Consider the following 14974-nt stretch of genomic DNA (forward strand, 5'->3'; position numbering starts at 1 on the left):
CTGCTAGAAAAAAAATGGGAAGTTATTTGCGCTGAAGCGGGTCTGAAAAGAAGTGAAAGGGTGACAGGGGTTACGAAACGCCAGATACAAAAAGGGCCCGGTGGTCCGGGCCTCTCGTTTTTTTTGCTGACTTTTTGGCTTTACGCTTACGCGTTAGTCAAATGCCTGAAATTACAGGTCTTCAGTGTGTGCAGACAGGTACTTGGCAACGCCTTCTGGAGAAGCGTCCATACCTTCTTTACCTTTTTCCCACTGAGCAGGGCACACTTCGCCGTGAGTCTCGTGGAATTGCAGGGCGTCAACCATGCGCAGCATTTCGTCGATGTTACGGCCCAGTGGCAGGTCGTTAACTACCTGGTGACGAACAACGCCTTCTTTATCAATCAGGAAAGAACCGCGGAAAGCAACACCAGCTTCTGGGTGTTCTACGTCGTATGCCTGGCAGATTTCGTGCTTAACGTCTGCAACCAGTGGGTAACGAACCTGGCCGATACCACCGTTTTCTACAGAAGTGTTACGCCAAGCGTTGTGAGTAAACTGGGAGTCGATAGAAACACCGATTACTTCTACACCGCGTGACTGGAATTCTTCGATGCGCTTGTCAAAGGCGATCAGCTCAGAAGGGCACACAAAAGTGAAGTCAAGTGGGTAGAAGAAAACAACGGCAGTTTTACCTTCGATGTACTGCTTAAGGTTGAAGTTTTCTACAATTTCACCGTTACCGAGAACTGCTGCGGCAGTAAAATCTGGTGCCTGACGACCTACTAGTACCATAACTTAGCTCCTGAAATGGGTTAGCCCTAAATTGGGAATCCGTGTTTAAGCGAGACAAACTATAGTCAACCTGATAGATTGAAAAAAGCGGATTATTTAGATTGGTATAATCGAAAAAAGCGATGAGCAAATTTCCATCAATCAAGCAGTTACACTACTTGGTGGTACTGCACGAGACCCGACACTTCGGTGACGCTGCAAAACGGTGTTTTGTCAGCCAGTCTACCCTGAGCTCCGGTATCCAGAAACTGGAAGATACAGTCGGTTGCCAGTTAATCGAACGTGACAGTAAAACCCTTGTTTTTACGTCACTTGGCGAAGATGTGGTAGCCAGAAGCCGGGAGATTTTATCTCGCAGCCGGGATCTGATGGAGCTGAGCCAATGTGTTGGGGATGCAACACAGGGGAAGCTCCGGGTTGGCTGTATCCCGACCATTGCGCCATTCCTTCTGAGCGACTTAGTGCAGGAAATCAATACAAAATATCCGAATCTCAGTTTGCTTTTGCGGGAAGATACCACCACCAATTTGCTGGCTGCACTGCATAATGGTGAGATGGATGTACTGGTGCTGGCTATGCCGGTAGAAATTGGGGGCATGCGTTGCCGAATCGTAGGCAAAGATGCGTTCAAAATGGTGATGAGCAGGGAACAGGCCAGCCGCGTCAGTGTGCCTATCCGGTATGCAGATCTGCCGGATGAATCTGTTTACTTGCTAGAGCGTGAGCACTGCCTGACAGAACATGCGGTTTCTGCCTGTCGCCTTACCTCGAAAGAGAAGATTAACCCTTTTTCTGCCACCAGTTTGCATACCCTGGTCCAGATGGTTGCCAATGGCCTGGGAACTACATTTATTCCACAAATGGCGATCGATCATGGACTGTTGAGCAATCAGAACCTTGTTATTGTTGATCCGCCGGGGCAGGCTGCGTACCGTGAAATTGGGTTGGTATGGCGCCCAACCTCCAGCCGTACCAGGACTTTCCAACTTTTGGCGGATATTGTAGAGGGGATACTGTAGCCGGAAATGAGTCCCGCAAGAGTGTTTTTACAATATTTTAACAATATTTAGCTTAGCCTATTAGCTATCTCCTAGCTCAATGGTTAAATTTAGAACAATATTCTGATTTTCCTTTTTTGATCCAACTCTCATGCTTTTCCCTTCTTTTGCCAAATGGGGCGAAACTGAAAGATGTTTCGCAAATTCTTCATGTTCTTTTTTTGAATAAGCAACCTACATTTAATTCCTTACGCGAATAAGTGATTGTTTTGTCATTGTCGTATCTTATTGAAATATATGAAATCTTATCTTTGTTTTAACCAAGAACCCCGTTTAAAACTATTCAGGGCCATCAAAACATTGACGTGAAAAAATGTAATAAAATTACGTAATAGGTTACAAAATGGCTTTGGGAGGGGAATTTATGTGAATCCAAATTTAGTACTGGAAAACGTTTGAATTCGGTGTTTTGAGCTTTAACTCTAAAATGTTTTAACTTATTGATTATTAATATTTCATAAGACTAATGTCTAAAGCTTATTTTTAAATGGTGGTTGATTTTTAATTAGCAATCCGCCAACTTAAAAAAGCGCTCAGAGGGAGCCCAAGAAAAGCTGATAAAATAAAAACTGAAAGAACGGTCGTGAAAAACTTACAAATGATATAAATCACGACAACTGTAATCACTGCCAGTCAATAGATATCGCGTTATCAGGGAGGATGATGGCTATGACGATGGAGAAGCAGGCTATGAGCCAGCAGTTACACTTCACACAATCTTTAACGGAGCGCCAGAAGGAAGTGGTGTCCGATGAAGCCATCCAGTTTCTTTCCGGTCTGGTAAGTAAATTCGCACCCCGCGTCAAAACGCTGCTGGAGGCAAGGGAAGAGAGACAGCAAAAGATCAATGGTGGTCAATTACCGGATTTCCTCCCGGAAACCAAAGCTATCCGCGAAGGGGATTGGACCATCCGTGGCATTCCGGCAGATCTTCAGGATCGGCGCCTTGAAATCACCGGTCCGGTTGAACGCAAGATGGTGATAAACGCGCTTAACGCCAATGTAAAAGTATTCATGGCCGATTTTGAAGACTCATTTGCACCGGCTTGGGATGCTGCTTTAGACGGTCAAATCAACCTGCGTGACGCAGTTAATGGCACAATCGAATACACCAACCCTGGGAATGGGAAAGAGTACCGTCTTCACGATGATCCAGCCGTATTAATATGCCGTGTGCGTGGTCTGCACCTGCCTGAAAAGCATGTTTTGTTTAACGGTGAGTCCATCCCAGGTTCTCTGTTCGATTTTGCGGTTTATTTTGTAAACAACTACAAAAACCTGCTTAAGAAAGGCAGTGGACCCTATTTCTACCTGCCCAAGCTGCAAGCGCATCAGGAAGCTGCGTGGTGGAGTGAAGTATTCAGCTATACCGAGGATGAATTTGGCCTGGCTCGCGGAACTATCAAGGCCACTGTCCTGATTGAAACCCTGCCGGCTGTGTTTGAGATGAATGAAATCCTCCACAGCCTAAAAGACCACATTGTGGCTCTTAATTGCGGACGCTGGGATTACATCTTCAGCTATATCAAAACGTTGCGTAACTACCCTGACCGGATTCTGCCGGATCGCCAGGTGGTTACCATGGACAAGCCATTCCTGAATGCGTATTCGCGGTTGCTTATTCGTACCTGCCACCGCCGTGGAGCGTTGGCTATGGGAGGGATGTCTGCCTTCATCCCTTCCAAGGATCCGGAAAAGAATGCCTGGGTACTGGATAAAATCCAGGCTGACAAGCAGCTTGAAGCCAACAACGGCCATGACGGTTCTTGGGTTGCCCACCCCGGTCTGGCAGACACGGCCCGTGCGGTATTTGACCTGGCGCTTGGTGAAAAGCCCAACCAGCTTGATATCAGCCGTGAACAGGATGCCCCCGTCACTGCCGAGGATTTGCTTGCGCCTTGCGAAGGCGAGCGTACCGAAGACGGTATGCGCCATAACATCCGTGTGGCAGTCCAGTATATCGAAGCGTGGATTTCCGGGAATGGCTGTGTGCCTATCTATGGTTTGATGGAAGATGCCGCGACTGCAGAGATTTCACGTGCATCCATTTGGCAGTGGATTAAACACGGCAAGGCGCTGAGCAACGGAAAAACGGTGACCAAGGCACTGTTTGAACAGTTCCTTGATGAAGAGATGTCGGTGCTGGAGCAGGAGATTGGATCTGAACGCTTCAATGCCGGTCGCTACAAAGAAGCCGGTGAGCTGATGAACAGGCTCACCACCAGTGATGAGCTGACAGGCTTCCTTACATTGCCAGGATATGAGTATTTGCCTTAAGCCTTCAGGGCTGAAAAGGCACCTTTGAACCTACGTTTGCTAATAATAAATTCGGCCGAGGCCGGTGAGACAAGAGGGACTTTAAAATGACAATGACTCGTCAACAGATGATTGAAGCCATCGAAAAAGACTGGGCTGAAAACCCGCGCTGGAAAAACGTAAAGCGTACCTATACTGCAGAAGAAGTGGTGACGCTGCGTGGTTCAGTCGTACCGGAAAACACCATTGCCCAAAACGGCGCAGACAAGCTGTGGTCACTGGTTAACGGCAGTGCTAAGAAGGGTTACGTTAACTGCCTGGGTGCATTGACCGGCGGTCAGGCAGTCCAGCAAGCGAAGGCGGGTATTGAGGCGATTTACCTGTCAGGATGGCAGGTGGCGGCTGATAACAACACGGCATCCAGCATGTACCCGGACCAGTCCCTCTATCCGGTCGATTCCGTACCGGCTGTTGTAAAGCGTATCAACAACTCTTTCCGTCGTGCAGACCAAATCCAGTGGTCACGTGGTGTTGCGCCGGAAGATGACAATGGCACTGACTACTTCCTGCCTATCGTTGCAGACGCAGAAGCCGGTTTCGGTGGTGTACTGAACGCGTATGAGCTGATGAAGAGCATGATTGATGCCGGTGCGGCAGGCGTGCACTTTGAAGACCAGCTGGCATCTGTGAAGAAGTGTGGCCACATGGGCGGTAAAGTACTGGTTCCGACCCAGGAAGCTGTCCAGAAGCTGGTCGCTGCCCGTCTGGCTGCGGATGTAGCCGGCACTACCACACTGGTTATTGCCCGTACCGATGCAAACGCTGCAGACCTGCTGACATCAGATGCTGACCCGTATGATGCGGATTTTGTGACCGGTGAGCGCACTGCAGAAGGCTTCTACCGCGTACGTGCCGGTATTGACCAGGCTATTTCCCGTGGTCTTGCTTATGCCCCCTATGCTGACCTGATCTGGTGTGAAACAGCAACGCCTTGCCTGGAAGAAGCGCGCAAGTTTGCTGAGGCTATCCACGCACAGTTCCCGGATCAGTTGCTGGCTTACAACTGCTCGCCATCGTTCAACTGGGAGAAAAACCTAGATGCAGAGACCATTGCCAAGTTCCAGCAAGCGCTCTCTGATTTGGGTTACAAGTACCAGTTCATCACTTTGGCCGGTATTCACAACATGTGGTACAACATGTTCGATCTTGCCCACGCTTATGCACAGGGTGAAGGAATGCGTCACTACGTTGAGAAAGTTCAGCGTCCGGAGTTCGAAGCAGCAGAACGCGGTTATACCTTCGTTGCTCACCAGCAGGAAGTGGGTACCGGTTACTTCGATACCATGACCAACATCATTCAGGGTGGTGCGTCTTCTGTAACGGCTCTCACCGGGTCAACAGAAGAAGACCAGTTCTGATGAAAAAACGGCGCGGTTTGCCGCGCCGCTACTCCTAGCGAGAAACCTTGTTGATTGATATTGGTAACTATTTGCTAATTTGCATGTATGCACCCGCATACTTGTTTCGTTCTACTGCGATAGCTAAACGTGGTGATTTTAGGGAGCTTATGCTCCCATTTTTTGATCGGAGCTATTTTCACACCAACTCTTTGCTGCAGTCAGGGTCTGGCGGTAAATTCCCGGGAATGCACTTTCAAACTCGGAGTAGTGTTTTTCTATAGTGGGGAAGCAATCTGCCAATGAAGCCATTCTTGGGCTTCGGGTGGACATTCTTTCAAGGACAAAACCGACAGTGTCCCTGTCCCGGTATGACAAAATCCAGCCTTCATGCCACATTTTCTGGCTGACCGTAATAAATCTTTGGGGGAAGGGCTCATAATCAGGGATCTGGCAAAGCATTTCAGCGTTTGAAATAAACTTTTCAAGGGAGTCAGGATGGTATTGCTCCCAATGCCGGGCGAGGAAGTGATCCCAGGTAATATCAAGGGCAATGGCACTGAAACGGTATAGCTCCGTCGGGAAAAACCTTCTGCAGTGTTTTACCTCCGGCAGGGCATCAATATAACCGTCAACAAAGCGGTGCAGGTAAATAGCCTGGCTTATTTCTGGGGAAAACTGTTTTTCCGGTTTCCCCCGGATAAAGTCTGCGGCCAGATTACCCAGCAGGCTGCTGTTACACTGTTCGGCGATATGCAGGTGAGCAAGATAGTTCAAAGAAAATCCGGATTTTATCAAATTCTCCTGCCATCTTACTCATCTTCCTCCAAAGGTTCAGTCTCTTCCTGTATCTCAAGCAATGTAATGGCAATTGAGACGAAATCAGTATCTGTAATGATCCCGACCAGTTTTTGATGAGATACAACGGGCAAGCAACCTATTTTATGTTGTTGCATATACTTAGCCGCTTCTTTGAGACCTCCAAGGGGGGAAATGCTATGGAGCTTCCTGTCGGTGTAGGCTCCCAACTCAGTGTCCATGACAGAGTCTTTGTTGCTGCCTGACTGGTGGGTAAGGCTGGACTCCTGCGCCGCAAGAATATCTCGTTGAGTTACCAGGCCGAGCAGGTGCTGGTGTGTATCAACGATAGGAAGATGACGAATGCCGTGCTTGTCCATTAACTCTTTGGCTTGGGCTAGAGTATCCCTCGCACTGAGGAACAAAGGATGCGGGGTCATCATGTCCTGAACGGTAAACATAAATGCCTCCTTTTTTATCGTTTCTTTAAGATTAATGTAGAGGAAGGTCGATGAAAAAATGGTGACTGATCTCTCTATTTGCGCTGAAAGAACATGTGAAATACGCCACATAGACCTCGTCTATATCTAACAAATCAAACATGCGTCGCATTAATGTTAATTGCTGGTAATCTTAATGATGGGATAGTTATTTTTGGGCCTATGTGTTTATGGGAAAACTGTTTGCTGCTTTGCTCTTTCCTGCAGCATTGTTTTTGGTGGACGTAGCATGGGCTGATACTCCCCAAAAACGCATTGTCGGTGGAAGTGATGCCAGTGTCTCTGATGTACCGTGGCAGACCCTTGTAAGAATCAGCAAGCAAGGGAGTACATACTATTGTGGTGGTGCCATCATTGCTGACAGATGGGTTGCCACTGCTGCACATTGTCTTGACCAGGATCCCATTGAAAAAGATGGAGTTGTCACACCTGTTTCCAGCTCCCAGGTTTCCCTTTCATCCGGCTTTACTTATATATTGGATGCAGACTCCTATACCACACCGGTCAAGCAGGTCTATATCTATGGTGGGTATAACGATGTGAGCCTCATGGGGGATATTGCACTTATAGAACTCTCCGCATCCACACCCGCCCAGACACAAAACATTCAAATAGCAAACACAGCCACTCAGGCTAATCTTGATGCGGCATTAGTTGCCCAGACAAATCACTCTATGCTCGTTTCCGGTTGGGGAAAAACCGACACTAACAGTTCTGGATCACTCTATTTGCAGAAAGCGGATGTCAATGGCGTCGCAGATACAAGTTGTTACTGGGCGGGAAATGCAGCCAGCAATCAGATTATCTGTGCAGCCAGTATACCTACTGGAACATGTAAAGGTGACTCCGGTGGGCCTCTGGTTTGGGTTGATCCTGTTTATTCCGGTGATGCAGACGGCGGAAGAAGGCTTGTTGGTATAGTTAGTTTTGGTTCTTCAAATGGATGCGCAACGGGGACACCGGATGGTTACACAGAAGTCGCGACATTCAAAGATTGGATTGACGGATGTATTACTGGAAGTTGCCCCGCGGTTTCAGTGGAAAACCCTAAAGCTTCCAGTTCCGGGAGCGGGGGAGGGTCAGTAAACCCAATAACGTTCTTCGTTCTCATGCTCACATTGGCTATGGGACGAACAAGAAATGCACTTTGTTGCAATGACTAAAGTGAAGTACCTCGTTATTAGTAATTTTCTGGCGTGAAATGGATTGATTTTTATACACCTGCCTGTTTAGTCTTCTCCCTAAATATATTAACCAACTGATATCACATGACTATTGTGGTACATCTCGCGTTGCTTATGTGGAGAGAAGAATGCGGAGTACGGCACAACTGATTCCGGCAATCCTGTTGTTAAGCCTGTCTTTCAGCTCGACAGCAGAAATGAACAGCCGAATTATCAACGGCAACGATACAACATTTGAAGCTGTTCCCTGGCAAGTGCTGGTGAAACTGGAAGTCAATTCGGGTACATATCGCTGTGGTGGTACGGCAATCGATAAGCGCTGGGTTGTTACAGCTGCGCACTGTGTAGATCTGGATACTGTTCCAAATGATGGTATTTCAGCAGAAGCCTTTCCATATCAGGTCAAAGTGTCCGCAGGGCATACAAGGCTTGAGGATGCGATGGCGGAAGCGAATGAAATAGCCGTCGCCAATGTCTACATGCACCCGCGATATTCTGATATTGGATTTATTAATGATATTGCGTTGATACAGCTGGGGAGCGATTTGCCCCCTGAAGTTGTCTATATGGCGTTAGCCGGTTCAGCTACCCAGGCGAACCTAGATGATACTTTTATCCAAAATGGCAACGATAAATTGATGTCTGTGTCCGGTTGGGGTCTGATTGATGACAATGGAACGGCACCTGAAAATCTTCAGGTTGCTGACGTTATCGGTGTAGCAGACTCAGATTGTAGCTGGGTTAATAGTGAAGACAGTCACTACTACATATGTGCGCAAAGTGCCCATACGGGAGTTTGCAGCGGTGACTCCGGTGGTCCACTTGTATGGGAAGATCCGGTATATCAGGGGGATCCCGATGGCGGTAAGCGCTTGGTAGGGGTTGTCAGCTTTGGTGATGGCGCCGGATGTGGCTTGGGTAACAACCAAGATGGATACACGCAGGTTTCGACTTACCAGGATTGGATTGCCAGTACCATGGGAGATGCCCCATTGAATCCCGGGCCTGCTCCAGACCCGACACCGGATCCCGGCCCGAACCCAACACCTAACCCAGACCCAGATGCCAATGAGGGCAGTGGTAGCCTGCCATTCGGATCAAGTTCTGGCGGCGGTGCGTTCAGCCTTTGGTGGTTGTTGGCGGGGTTGGTCATGTCCGGCCGAAAAATCCGGTTACGGAAACCAAGAAGCTAACGTTCTGAATTGAGCCTGTACCAAGGAATGGCCCCCGCCATTCCTTGCCAATTTGCTTGATATTGCACCCCAGCAGCCTATACTAGCCTGCTGCTGTAAATTGGGGCCAGTTTCATGCAAGTTTCAGATTTTCATTTCGACCTGCCGGACGAGTTAATTGCCCGGTATCCGCAACCAGATCGTACCGCAAGCCGCCTGCTGACGCTGGACGGTAACACCGGTGCGCTTGAGCACCAAAACTTCCGCCATATCCTCGAGCTGATTCAGCCGGGTGACCTGATGGTATTTAATAATACCCGGGTAATCCCTGCGCGTGTATTTGGCCGTAAAGCATCCGGTGGCAAGATTGAAGTGCTGGTGGAACGGGTACTGGACCAGAAAACCATTCTGGCTCATGTCCGAGCGTCTAAAGCCCCAAAACCGGGTACCGAGCTTTTCCTCGGTGAGAATGATGAGTTTTCAGCGGAAATGGTTGCCCGCCATGATGCGCTGTTTGAAATCCGATTTAACGGCGAACTGGCAGTGCTGGAAGTGCTGGAGAAAATTGGCCACATGCCGCTGCCTCCTTATATTGACCGTCCGGATGAAGACAGCGATAAAGAGCGTTACCAAACGGTTTATAATGCAAAGCCGGGCGCAGTTGCTGCGCCAACTGCCGGCCTGCACTTTGATGAGGCAATGCTGGAAGCGCTGAAGGCGAAAGGTGTTGAAACAGCCTTTGTCACCTTGCATGTTGGTGCGGGCACCTTCCAACCGGTGCGCGTAGACACGATTGAAGACCATGTCATGCATGCAGAGTACGCTGAAGTACCGCAAGATGTGGTTGATGCCGTGAAAGCTGCAAAGGCGCGTGGCGGCCGGGTCATTGCAGTAGGCACCACGTCTGTACGCTCGCTGGAAAGTGCGGCACAGGCAGCCAAAAAGAAAGGGGTTGAATTGGAACCTTTCTTTGATGATACCCAAATCTTTATCTACCCGGGTTACGAGTGGCAGGTCGTGGATTGCCTGGTAACAAACTTCCACCTGCCAGAATCCACGCTCATTATGCTGGTTAGCTCTTTCGCCGGATATGACAATGTAATGAACGCCTATAAAGAAGCGGTGGAAAATCAATACCGGTTCTTCAGTTATGGCGATGCAATGTTTGTGAGGCGCAAGCAAGACTGAGTTTATTAAACAGCGGAAGCCTTCAGCGGTTTCCGTTGTTATTTAAAGGGTGCACCGGGCAAGGCCTGTTGGCATCGGATAATTATGTCAGACTGTTTTTCTGGCAACTGGAGGTCTCGTGAAATACGAACTGATTAAGAAAGATGGCCGGGCCCGCCGCGGACGCCTTCAATTTGAACGCGGCACGGTTGAAACCCCCTGCTTTATGCCTGTGGGTACTTACGGCACCGTAAAAGGTATGACGCCGGAAGAAGTGGCCGACACTGGCGCACAGATCCTGTTGGGCAACACGTTCCACCTGTGGTTACGCCCTGGTCAGGAAGTGATGCGCGCGCACGGTGATTTGCACGATTTTATGAACTGGCAGGGTCCTATCCTTACAGATTCAGGCGGTTTCCAGGTATTCAGCCTTGGCCACATCCGCAAGATCACCGAAGAGGGTGTACATTTCCGTAACCCTGTAAACGGTGACCGTATCTTTATGGATGCGGAAAAGTCTATGGAAATCCAGTATGACCTGGGTTCCGATGTGGTCATGATCTTTGATGAATGTACGCCATACCCGGCGACGCATGATGAAGCCAAGAAGTCGATGGAAATGTCCCTGCGCTGGGCGAAGCGCAGCCGCAACCATTTCGACAAACTCGGTAACAAAAATGCGCTTTTCGGAATCGTACAAGGCAGTGTATACGAAGATTTGCGTGACGTTTCCGTTAAAGGCCTGACAGAGATCGGCTTTGACGGTTATGCTGTAGGCGGTCTGGCTGTAGGTGAGCCGAAGGAAGAGATGCACAAGGTGCTGGAGCACACTTGTCCTCAGCTTCCGGAAGACAAGCCTCGTTATCTGATGGGTGTGGGTAAGCCAGAAGATCTGGTTGAAGGCGTACGTCGCGGTATTGACATGTTCGACTGTGTGATGCCAACCCGTAACGCACGTAACGGCCATCTGTTTGTGACCGGTGGGGTAGTTAAAATCCGCAATGCCAAGCATCGTGAAGATACCACGGCGCTGGATCCGGAATGTGACTGCTATACATGTCGCAATTACAGCAAGTCTTACCTGCATCACCTTGATCGCTGTAATGAAATTTTGGGTGCGCGCTTAAATACCATCCACAACCTGCGTTACTATCAGCGCCTGATGGCGAGTTTGCGTAAGGCTATTGAGGAAGGTAGATTAGAGGCCTTTGTAGAAGAATTCTATGCGCGCCGCGGCCGTGAAGTGCCGCCGCTTAAAGAAATTTAATATTAACTACAACTAACAATGAGGATGTGACTTCATGTTTATTTCACAAGCACACGCTGCTGCTGAAGGTGCCCCACAGGGCGGTGGTATGCAGCTGTTCATCATGCTGGCTCTGTTCGCGGTTATTTTCTATTTCATGATTTACCGCCCGCAAGCCAAGCGCGTGAAAGAGCATAAGAACCTGATGGGTTCCATGAAGAAAGGTGATGAAGTGCTGACCAACGGTGGCCTGGTAGGTAAAATTACCAAGATCGCTGAAGACAACGATTTCATCGTTATCGCGCTGAACAACAACAGCGAAGTAACCATCAAGCGTGATTTCGTGACTGCCGTTCTGCCAAAAGGGACTATCCAGTCTCTGTAAAATCATACGCCATGAAGGATCGTAGCTGTGCTTAATAGATATCCTTTGTGGAAGTACATTATGTTGGTGCTGGTACTTTTTGTCGGCACCCTTTATGCGCTTCCCAATATATACGGCGAAGATCCAGCGGTTCAAATCTCCGGGGCGCGTGGCGCCTCGGTTGATCTTTCGACTCTGGATGACGTCAAACAAATCCTGAACAAACAGGATATTCCTTTCAAATCTGTAGCTCTCGAAAATGGCCAGGTTCTGGTTCGTTTCAATAATACAGATACTCAAATCAGTGCCCGTGATGAACTGGGTGATGATCTGGGTAAAAACTACGTAGTCGCCCTCAACTTAGCCCCTTCTACACCAGAATGGCTTGAAGCCATTGGTGCCAGTCCTTTAAAACTGGGTCTTGATCTGCGTGGTGGCGTTCACTTCCTGATGGAAGTGGATATGGATGCCGCTATGGACAAGCTGCTGACTCAACAGGAAGACGCATTCCGTACTGAGCTTCGTGAAGACAAAATCCGTTACCGTGCTGTACGCACCGGTGACAACGATTCTGTTGAAGTGATGCTTCGCAACAGTGCTGATCTGGACAAGGCTGAAGCCCTGTTGAAGAAGAACCACCCTGATATGGTGTTCACTACTGACTCTTCGCGTCATGCGCTGAAGGCCGTGTTCAGTGAAGCTCGCCTGAAGGAAATCCAGAACTATGCGGTAGAGCAGAACATCACTATCCTGCGTAACCGTGTGAATGAGCTGGGTGTAGCCGAACCGCTGGTTCAGCGTCAGGGTGCCAACCGTATCGTGGTAGAACTTCCGGGTGTTCAGGATACCGCGCGTGCCAAGGAAATCCTTGGGGCAACAGCGACCCTGGAATTCCGTGAAGTGGATGACACTGCCGATCTGGCTGCCGCAGCAGCTGGCCGCGTACCACCGGGCAGCGAAGTGCTGAAAACCCGAGATGGGCGTCCGGCTGTGCTGAAAAAGCGCGTTATCCTGACCGGTGACCATATTACGGATGCGAGCTCCAGCTTTGATGAATACAGCCGCCCACAGGTAAATATCTCGCTTGATGCCGAAGGCGGCAGCAAGATGTCTGCGTACAGTAAAAAGAATATCGGTAAGCTGATGGCGACCGTGTTTGCAGAGTACAAGGACAGCGGAAAGCGCGATGCCAACGGCAAGGTTGTTCTCGAGAAGCATGAAGAGGTAATCAACCAGGCGACTATCCAGTCAGCCCTGGGCCGCAACTTCCGCATTACGGGTATCGACTCCCAAGCTGAAGCCCACAACCTGTCTCTGCTGCTGCGTGCAGGTGCCTTGATTGCACCTATCTCAATTGTTGAGGAACGCACCATCGGCCCATCTATGGGTCAGCAGAACATTGATATGGGTATCCAGGCATGTATCTGGGGTCTGGTGGCAGTGATGGTTTTCACCATGCTGTACTACCGCGGCTTTGGCCTGATTGCCAACCTGGCACTTGGTACCAACATCATCCTGGTTATCGGTGTCATGTCGATGATTCCAGGGGCTACCATGACGCTGCCGGGTATTGCCGGTATTGTATTGACGGTGGGTATGGCGGTCGATGCCAACGTGCTTATCTTTGAGCGTATCCGGGAAGAGCTTCGCGACGGGCGTTCGCCTCAGCAGGCAATTCACCAGGGTTATGCCAACGCATTCAGCACCATTGCCGATGCCAACATCACCACGCTGATTACCGCTATCATCCTGTTTGCGGTGGGTACCGGGCCTGTTAAGGGCTTCGCGGTTACCCTGTCTATCGGTATCCTGACTTCCATGTTTACAGCCATTGTGGGCACCCGTGCTGTGGTGAACCTCATCTATGGTGGTAAGCGTGTGAAGAAGCTGTCGATTTAAGGAGACCTGAGCATGCTTACTCTGATGAAAGGTGACAAGCCGTTCGATTTCATGCGTTGGTCCAAGCTGGCGTTTTTCTTTTCGGCGCTGATGATCACAGCTTCTATCGTAACCTTGTCGACAAAATGGCTGAATTGGGGCCTGGACTTCACCGGCGGTACGCTGATTGAAGTAGGTTTTGACCAGCCGGCTGATCTGCCAAAGGTGCGTGAATCACTGGAAGCGAAGGGCTATGGCGATGCCGTGGTGCAGAACTTTGGTACTGCCCGTGATGTGATGGTTCGTCTCCAGCCTCGTGAAAACGTGAAGAGCGAAACCCTGGGTACTGAGGTTATTGCAGCCATCAAGGAAGGTACCGGTGCAAATGTTGAAATGCGCCGCGTAGAGTTTGTTGGCCCTAACGTGGGTGATGAACTTGCTGAAGCCGGTGGCCTGGCTATCCTTGTTTCGCTGATTTGTATCCTGATCTACGTGTCTGTACGCTTTGAATGGCGTCTGGCTACCGGTGCGGTTGCGTCACTGGCTCACGATATCATCATCACTTTGGGTATCTTCTCTCTGCTTCAGATTGAAGTCGACCTGACCATCGTGGCGGCACTGTTGACGGTTGTCGGTTACTCACTTAACGATACCATCGTTGTGTATGACCGTATCCGTGAAAACTTCCGCAAGATGCGTAAAGGGGAGCCACCGGAGATTATCAATACCTCCATCACCCAGACACTGAGCCGTACACTGATTACATCCGGTACGACTATGTTTGTGGTTATCGCACTCTTTGCGAAGGGTGGGGCAATGATCCACGGTTTTGCTACCGCACTGCTGATTGGTATCACCGTAGGTACTTACTCTTCGATCTATGTGGCCTCGGCACTGGCTCTGAAACTCGGTATTAACCGTGAACTTCTGATGCCACCACAGGTTGAGAAGGAAGGCGCTGAGTTTGATTCAATGCCATAAGGCAGGAAATCAGGTTTAGCCAATGAATATGGAATGCGTCCTTCGGGGCGCATTTTTTATGTGGATATGGGAAAGTCGGGTCCTGGGTCCTTGAACTTGAAAGCAAAGCTGGAATGGTGCGGGAAAAGAGCTCTTACCGTCTTTTCCTAGGGCCTTCCACCCTGTTTTCCTTACCCCAGATACAAAAAAAGCGCCTCTC

Annotated in this window: 13 protein-coding genes; 10 read left to right on the top strand and 3 right to left on the bottom strand. The window is 49.5% G+C overall.

What is annotated here, in order from left to right; all coding sequences use genetic code 11:
• Nucleotides 1–171 precede the first annotated feature (171 nt).
• Nucleotides 172–774, bottom strand: a complete 603-nt coding sequence (locus tag NF212_RS04035; RefSeq protein WP_434359047.1) for a peroxiredoxin C — start codon at nt 772–774, stop codon at nt 172–174.
• 122 nt (nt 775–896) lie between these two features.
• Between NF212_RS04035 and NF212_RS04040 the strand changes: the two genes are divergently transcribed.
• From NF212_RS04040 to aceA, 3 genes are all read left to right on the top strand, one after another.
• Nucleotides 897–1793 carry a hydrogen peroxide-inducible genes activator gene (locus NF212_RS04040; protein WP_434359049.1) on the top strand — a complete coding sequence of 299 codons (897 nt, stop codon included), beginning with the start codon at nt 897–899 and terminating at the stop codon, nt 1791–1793.
• A 699-nt stretch (nt 1794–2492) separates the two neighbouring features.
• Complete coding sequence (gene aceB, locus NF212_RS04045; protein WP_434359051.1) at nt 2493–4109, top strand: malate synthase A; 1617 nt, start codon at nt 2493–2495, stop codon at nt 4107–4109.
• Nucleotides 4110–4195: 86 nt separating this feature from the next.
• Nucleotides 4196–5506, top strand: a complete 1311-nt coding sequence (aceA, locus tag NF212_RS04050; RefSeq protein ID WP_434359053.1) for an isocitrate lyase — start codon at nt 4196–4198, stop codon at nt 5504–5506.
• Between the two features lie 147 nt (nt 5507–5653).
• On the opposite strand, the gene NF212_RS04055 is transcribed toward aceA, so the two are convergent.
• The gene (locus NF212_RS04055) at nt 5654–6262 is read right to left on the bottom strand and encodes an ACP phosphodiesterase (RefSeq protein ID WP_434359055.1); all 609 of its coding nucleotides are present in this window, start codon (nt 6260–6262) and stop codon (nt 5654–5656) included.
• 35 nt (nt 6263–6297) lie between these two features.
• Nucleotides 6298–6744: a CBS domain-containing protein gene (locus NF212_RS04060; RefSeq protein WP_434359057.1), complete on the bottom strand. Its 447-nt coding sequence runs from the start codon at nt 6742–6744 to the stop codon at nt 6298–6300.
• Between the two features lie 209 nt (nt 6745–6953).
• Between NF212_RS04060 and NF212_RS04065 the strand changes: the two genes are divergently transcribed.
• The 7 genes from NF212_RS04065 to secF all read left to right on the top strand — a co-directional run bounded on the left by NF212_RS04065 (nt 6954) and on the right by secF (nt 14775).
• Nucleotides 6954–7946: a S1 family peptidase gene (locus NF212_RS04065; RefSeq protein ID WP_434359059.1), complete on the top strand. Its 993-nt coding sequence runs from the start codon at nt 6954–6956 to the stop codon at nt 7944–7946.
• Nucleotides 7947–8095: 149 nt separating this feature from the next.
• On the top strand, nt 8096–9160 hold the full coding sequence (locus NF212_RS04070) for a S1 family peptidase (RefSeq protein ID WP_434359061.1): 1065 nt from the start codon (nt 8096–8098) through the stop codon (nt 9158–9160).
• Nucleotides 9161–9274: 114 nt separating this feature from the next.
• Nucleotides 9275–10327, top strand: coding sequence for a tRNA preQ1(34) S-adenosylmethionine ribosyltransferase-isomerase QueA (gene queA / locus NF212_RS04075; protein WP_434359063.1), 1053 nt, complete (start codon nt 9275–9277; stop codon nt 10325–10327).
• Between the two features lie 118 nt (nt 10328–10445).
• The gene (tgt, locus tag NF212_RS04080) at nt 10446–11573 is read left to right on the top strand and encodes a tRNA guanosine(34) transglycosylase Tgt (RefSeq protein WP_434359065.1); all 1128 of its coding nucleotides are present in this window, start codon (nt 10446–10448) and stop codon (nt 11571–11573) included.
• Between the two features lie 34 nt (nt 11574–11607).
• Entirely contained in the window at nt 11608–11937 is a 330-nt protein-coding gene (gene yajC / locus NF212_RS04085; RefSeq protein ID WP_434359067.1) for a preprotein translocase subunit YajC, read from the top strand.
• A gap of 27 nt (nt 11938–11964) precedes the next feature.
• Nucleotides 11965–13815 carry a protein translocase subunit SecD gene (gene secD, locus NF212_RS04090; protein ID WP_434359069.1) on the top strand — a complete coding sequence of 617 codons (1851 nt, stop codon included), beginning with the start codon at nt 11965–11967 and terminating at the stop codon, nt 13813–13815.
• Nucleotides 13816–13827: 12 nt separating this feature from the next.
• Nucleotides 13828–14775 (top strand): protein translocase subunit SecF, encoded by a 948-nt coding sequence (gene secF, locus NF212_RS04095; protein ID WP_054670103.1) that lies wholly within the window; start codon nt 13828–13830, stop codon nt 14773–14775.
• The last annotated feature ends 199 nt before the right edge of the window (nt 14776–14974 follow it).

The organism is Parasalinivibrio latis, from assembly GCF_036825535.1.
Lineage (GTDB): Bacteria > Pseudomonadota > Gammaproteobacteria > Enterobacterales > Vibrionaceae > Parasalinivibrio > Parasalinivibrio latis.

What these genes read in the sequence shown, in the direction of transcription:
- NF212_RS04035 (WP_434359047.1), bottom strand. Translation starts at nt 774, where the DNA reads ATGGTACTAGTAGGTCGTCAGGCACCAGATTTTACTGCCGCAGCAGTT.
- NF212_RS04040 (WP_434359049.1), top strand. Translation starts at nt 897, where the DNA reads ATGAGCAAATTTCCATCAATCAAGCAGTTACACTACTTGGTGGTACTG.
- aceB (WP_434359051.1), top strand. Translation starts at nt 2,493, where the DNA reads ATGATGGCTATGACGATGGAGAAGCAGGCTATGAGCCAGCAGTTACAC.
- aceA (WP_434359053.1), top strand. Translation starts at nt 4,196, where the DNA reads ATGACAATGACTCGTCAACAGATGATTGAAGCCATCGAAAAAGACTGG.
- NF212_RS04060 (WP_434359057.1), bottom strand. Translation starts at nt 6,744, where the DNA reads ATGTTTACCGTTCAGGACATGATGACCCCGCATCCTTTGTTCCTCAGT.
- NF212_RS04065 (WP_434359059.1), top strand. Translation starts at nt 6,954, where the DNA reads ATGGGAAAACTGTTTGCTGCTTTGCTCTTTCCTGCAGCATTGTTTTTG.
- NF212_RS04070 (WP_434359061.1), top strand. Translation starts at nt 8,096, where the DNA reads ATGCGGAGTACGGCACAACTGATTCCGGCAATCCTGTTGTTAAGCCTG.
- queA (WP_434359063.1), top strand. Translation starts at nt 9,275, where the DNA reads ATGCAAGTTTCAGATTTTCATTTCGACCTGCCGGACGAGTTAATTGCC.
- yajC (WP_434359067.1), top strand. Translation starts at nt 11,608, where the DNA reads ATGTTTATTTCACAAGCACACGCTGCTGCTGAAGGTGCCCCACAGGGC.
- secF (WP_054670103.1), top strand. Translation starts at nt 13,828, where the DNA reads ATGCTTACTCTGATGAAAGGTGACAAGCCGTTCGATTTCATGCGTTGG.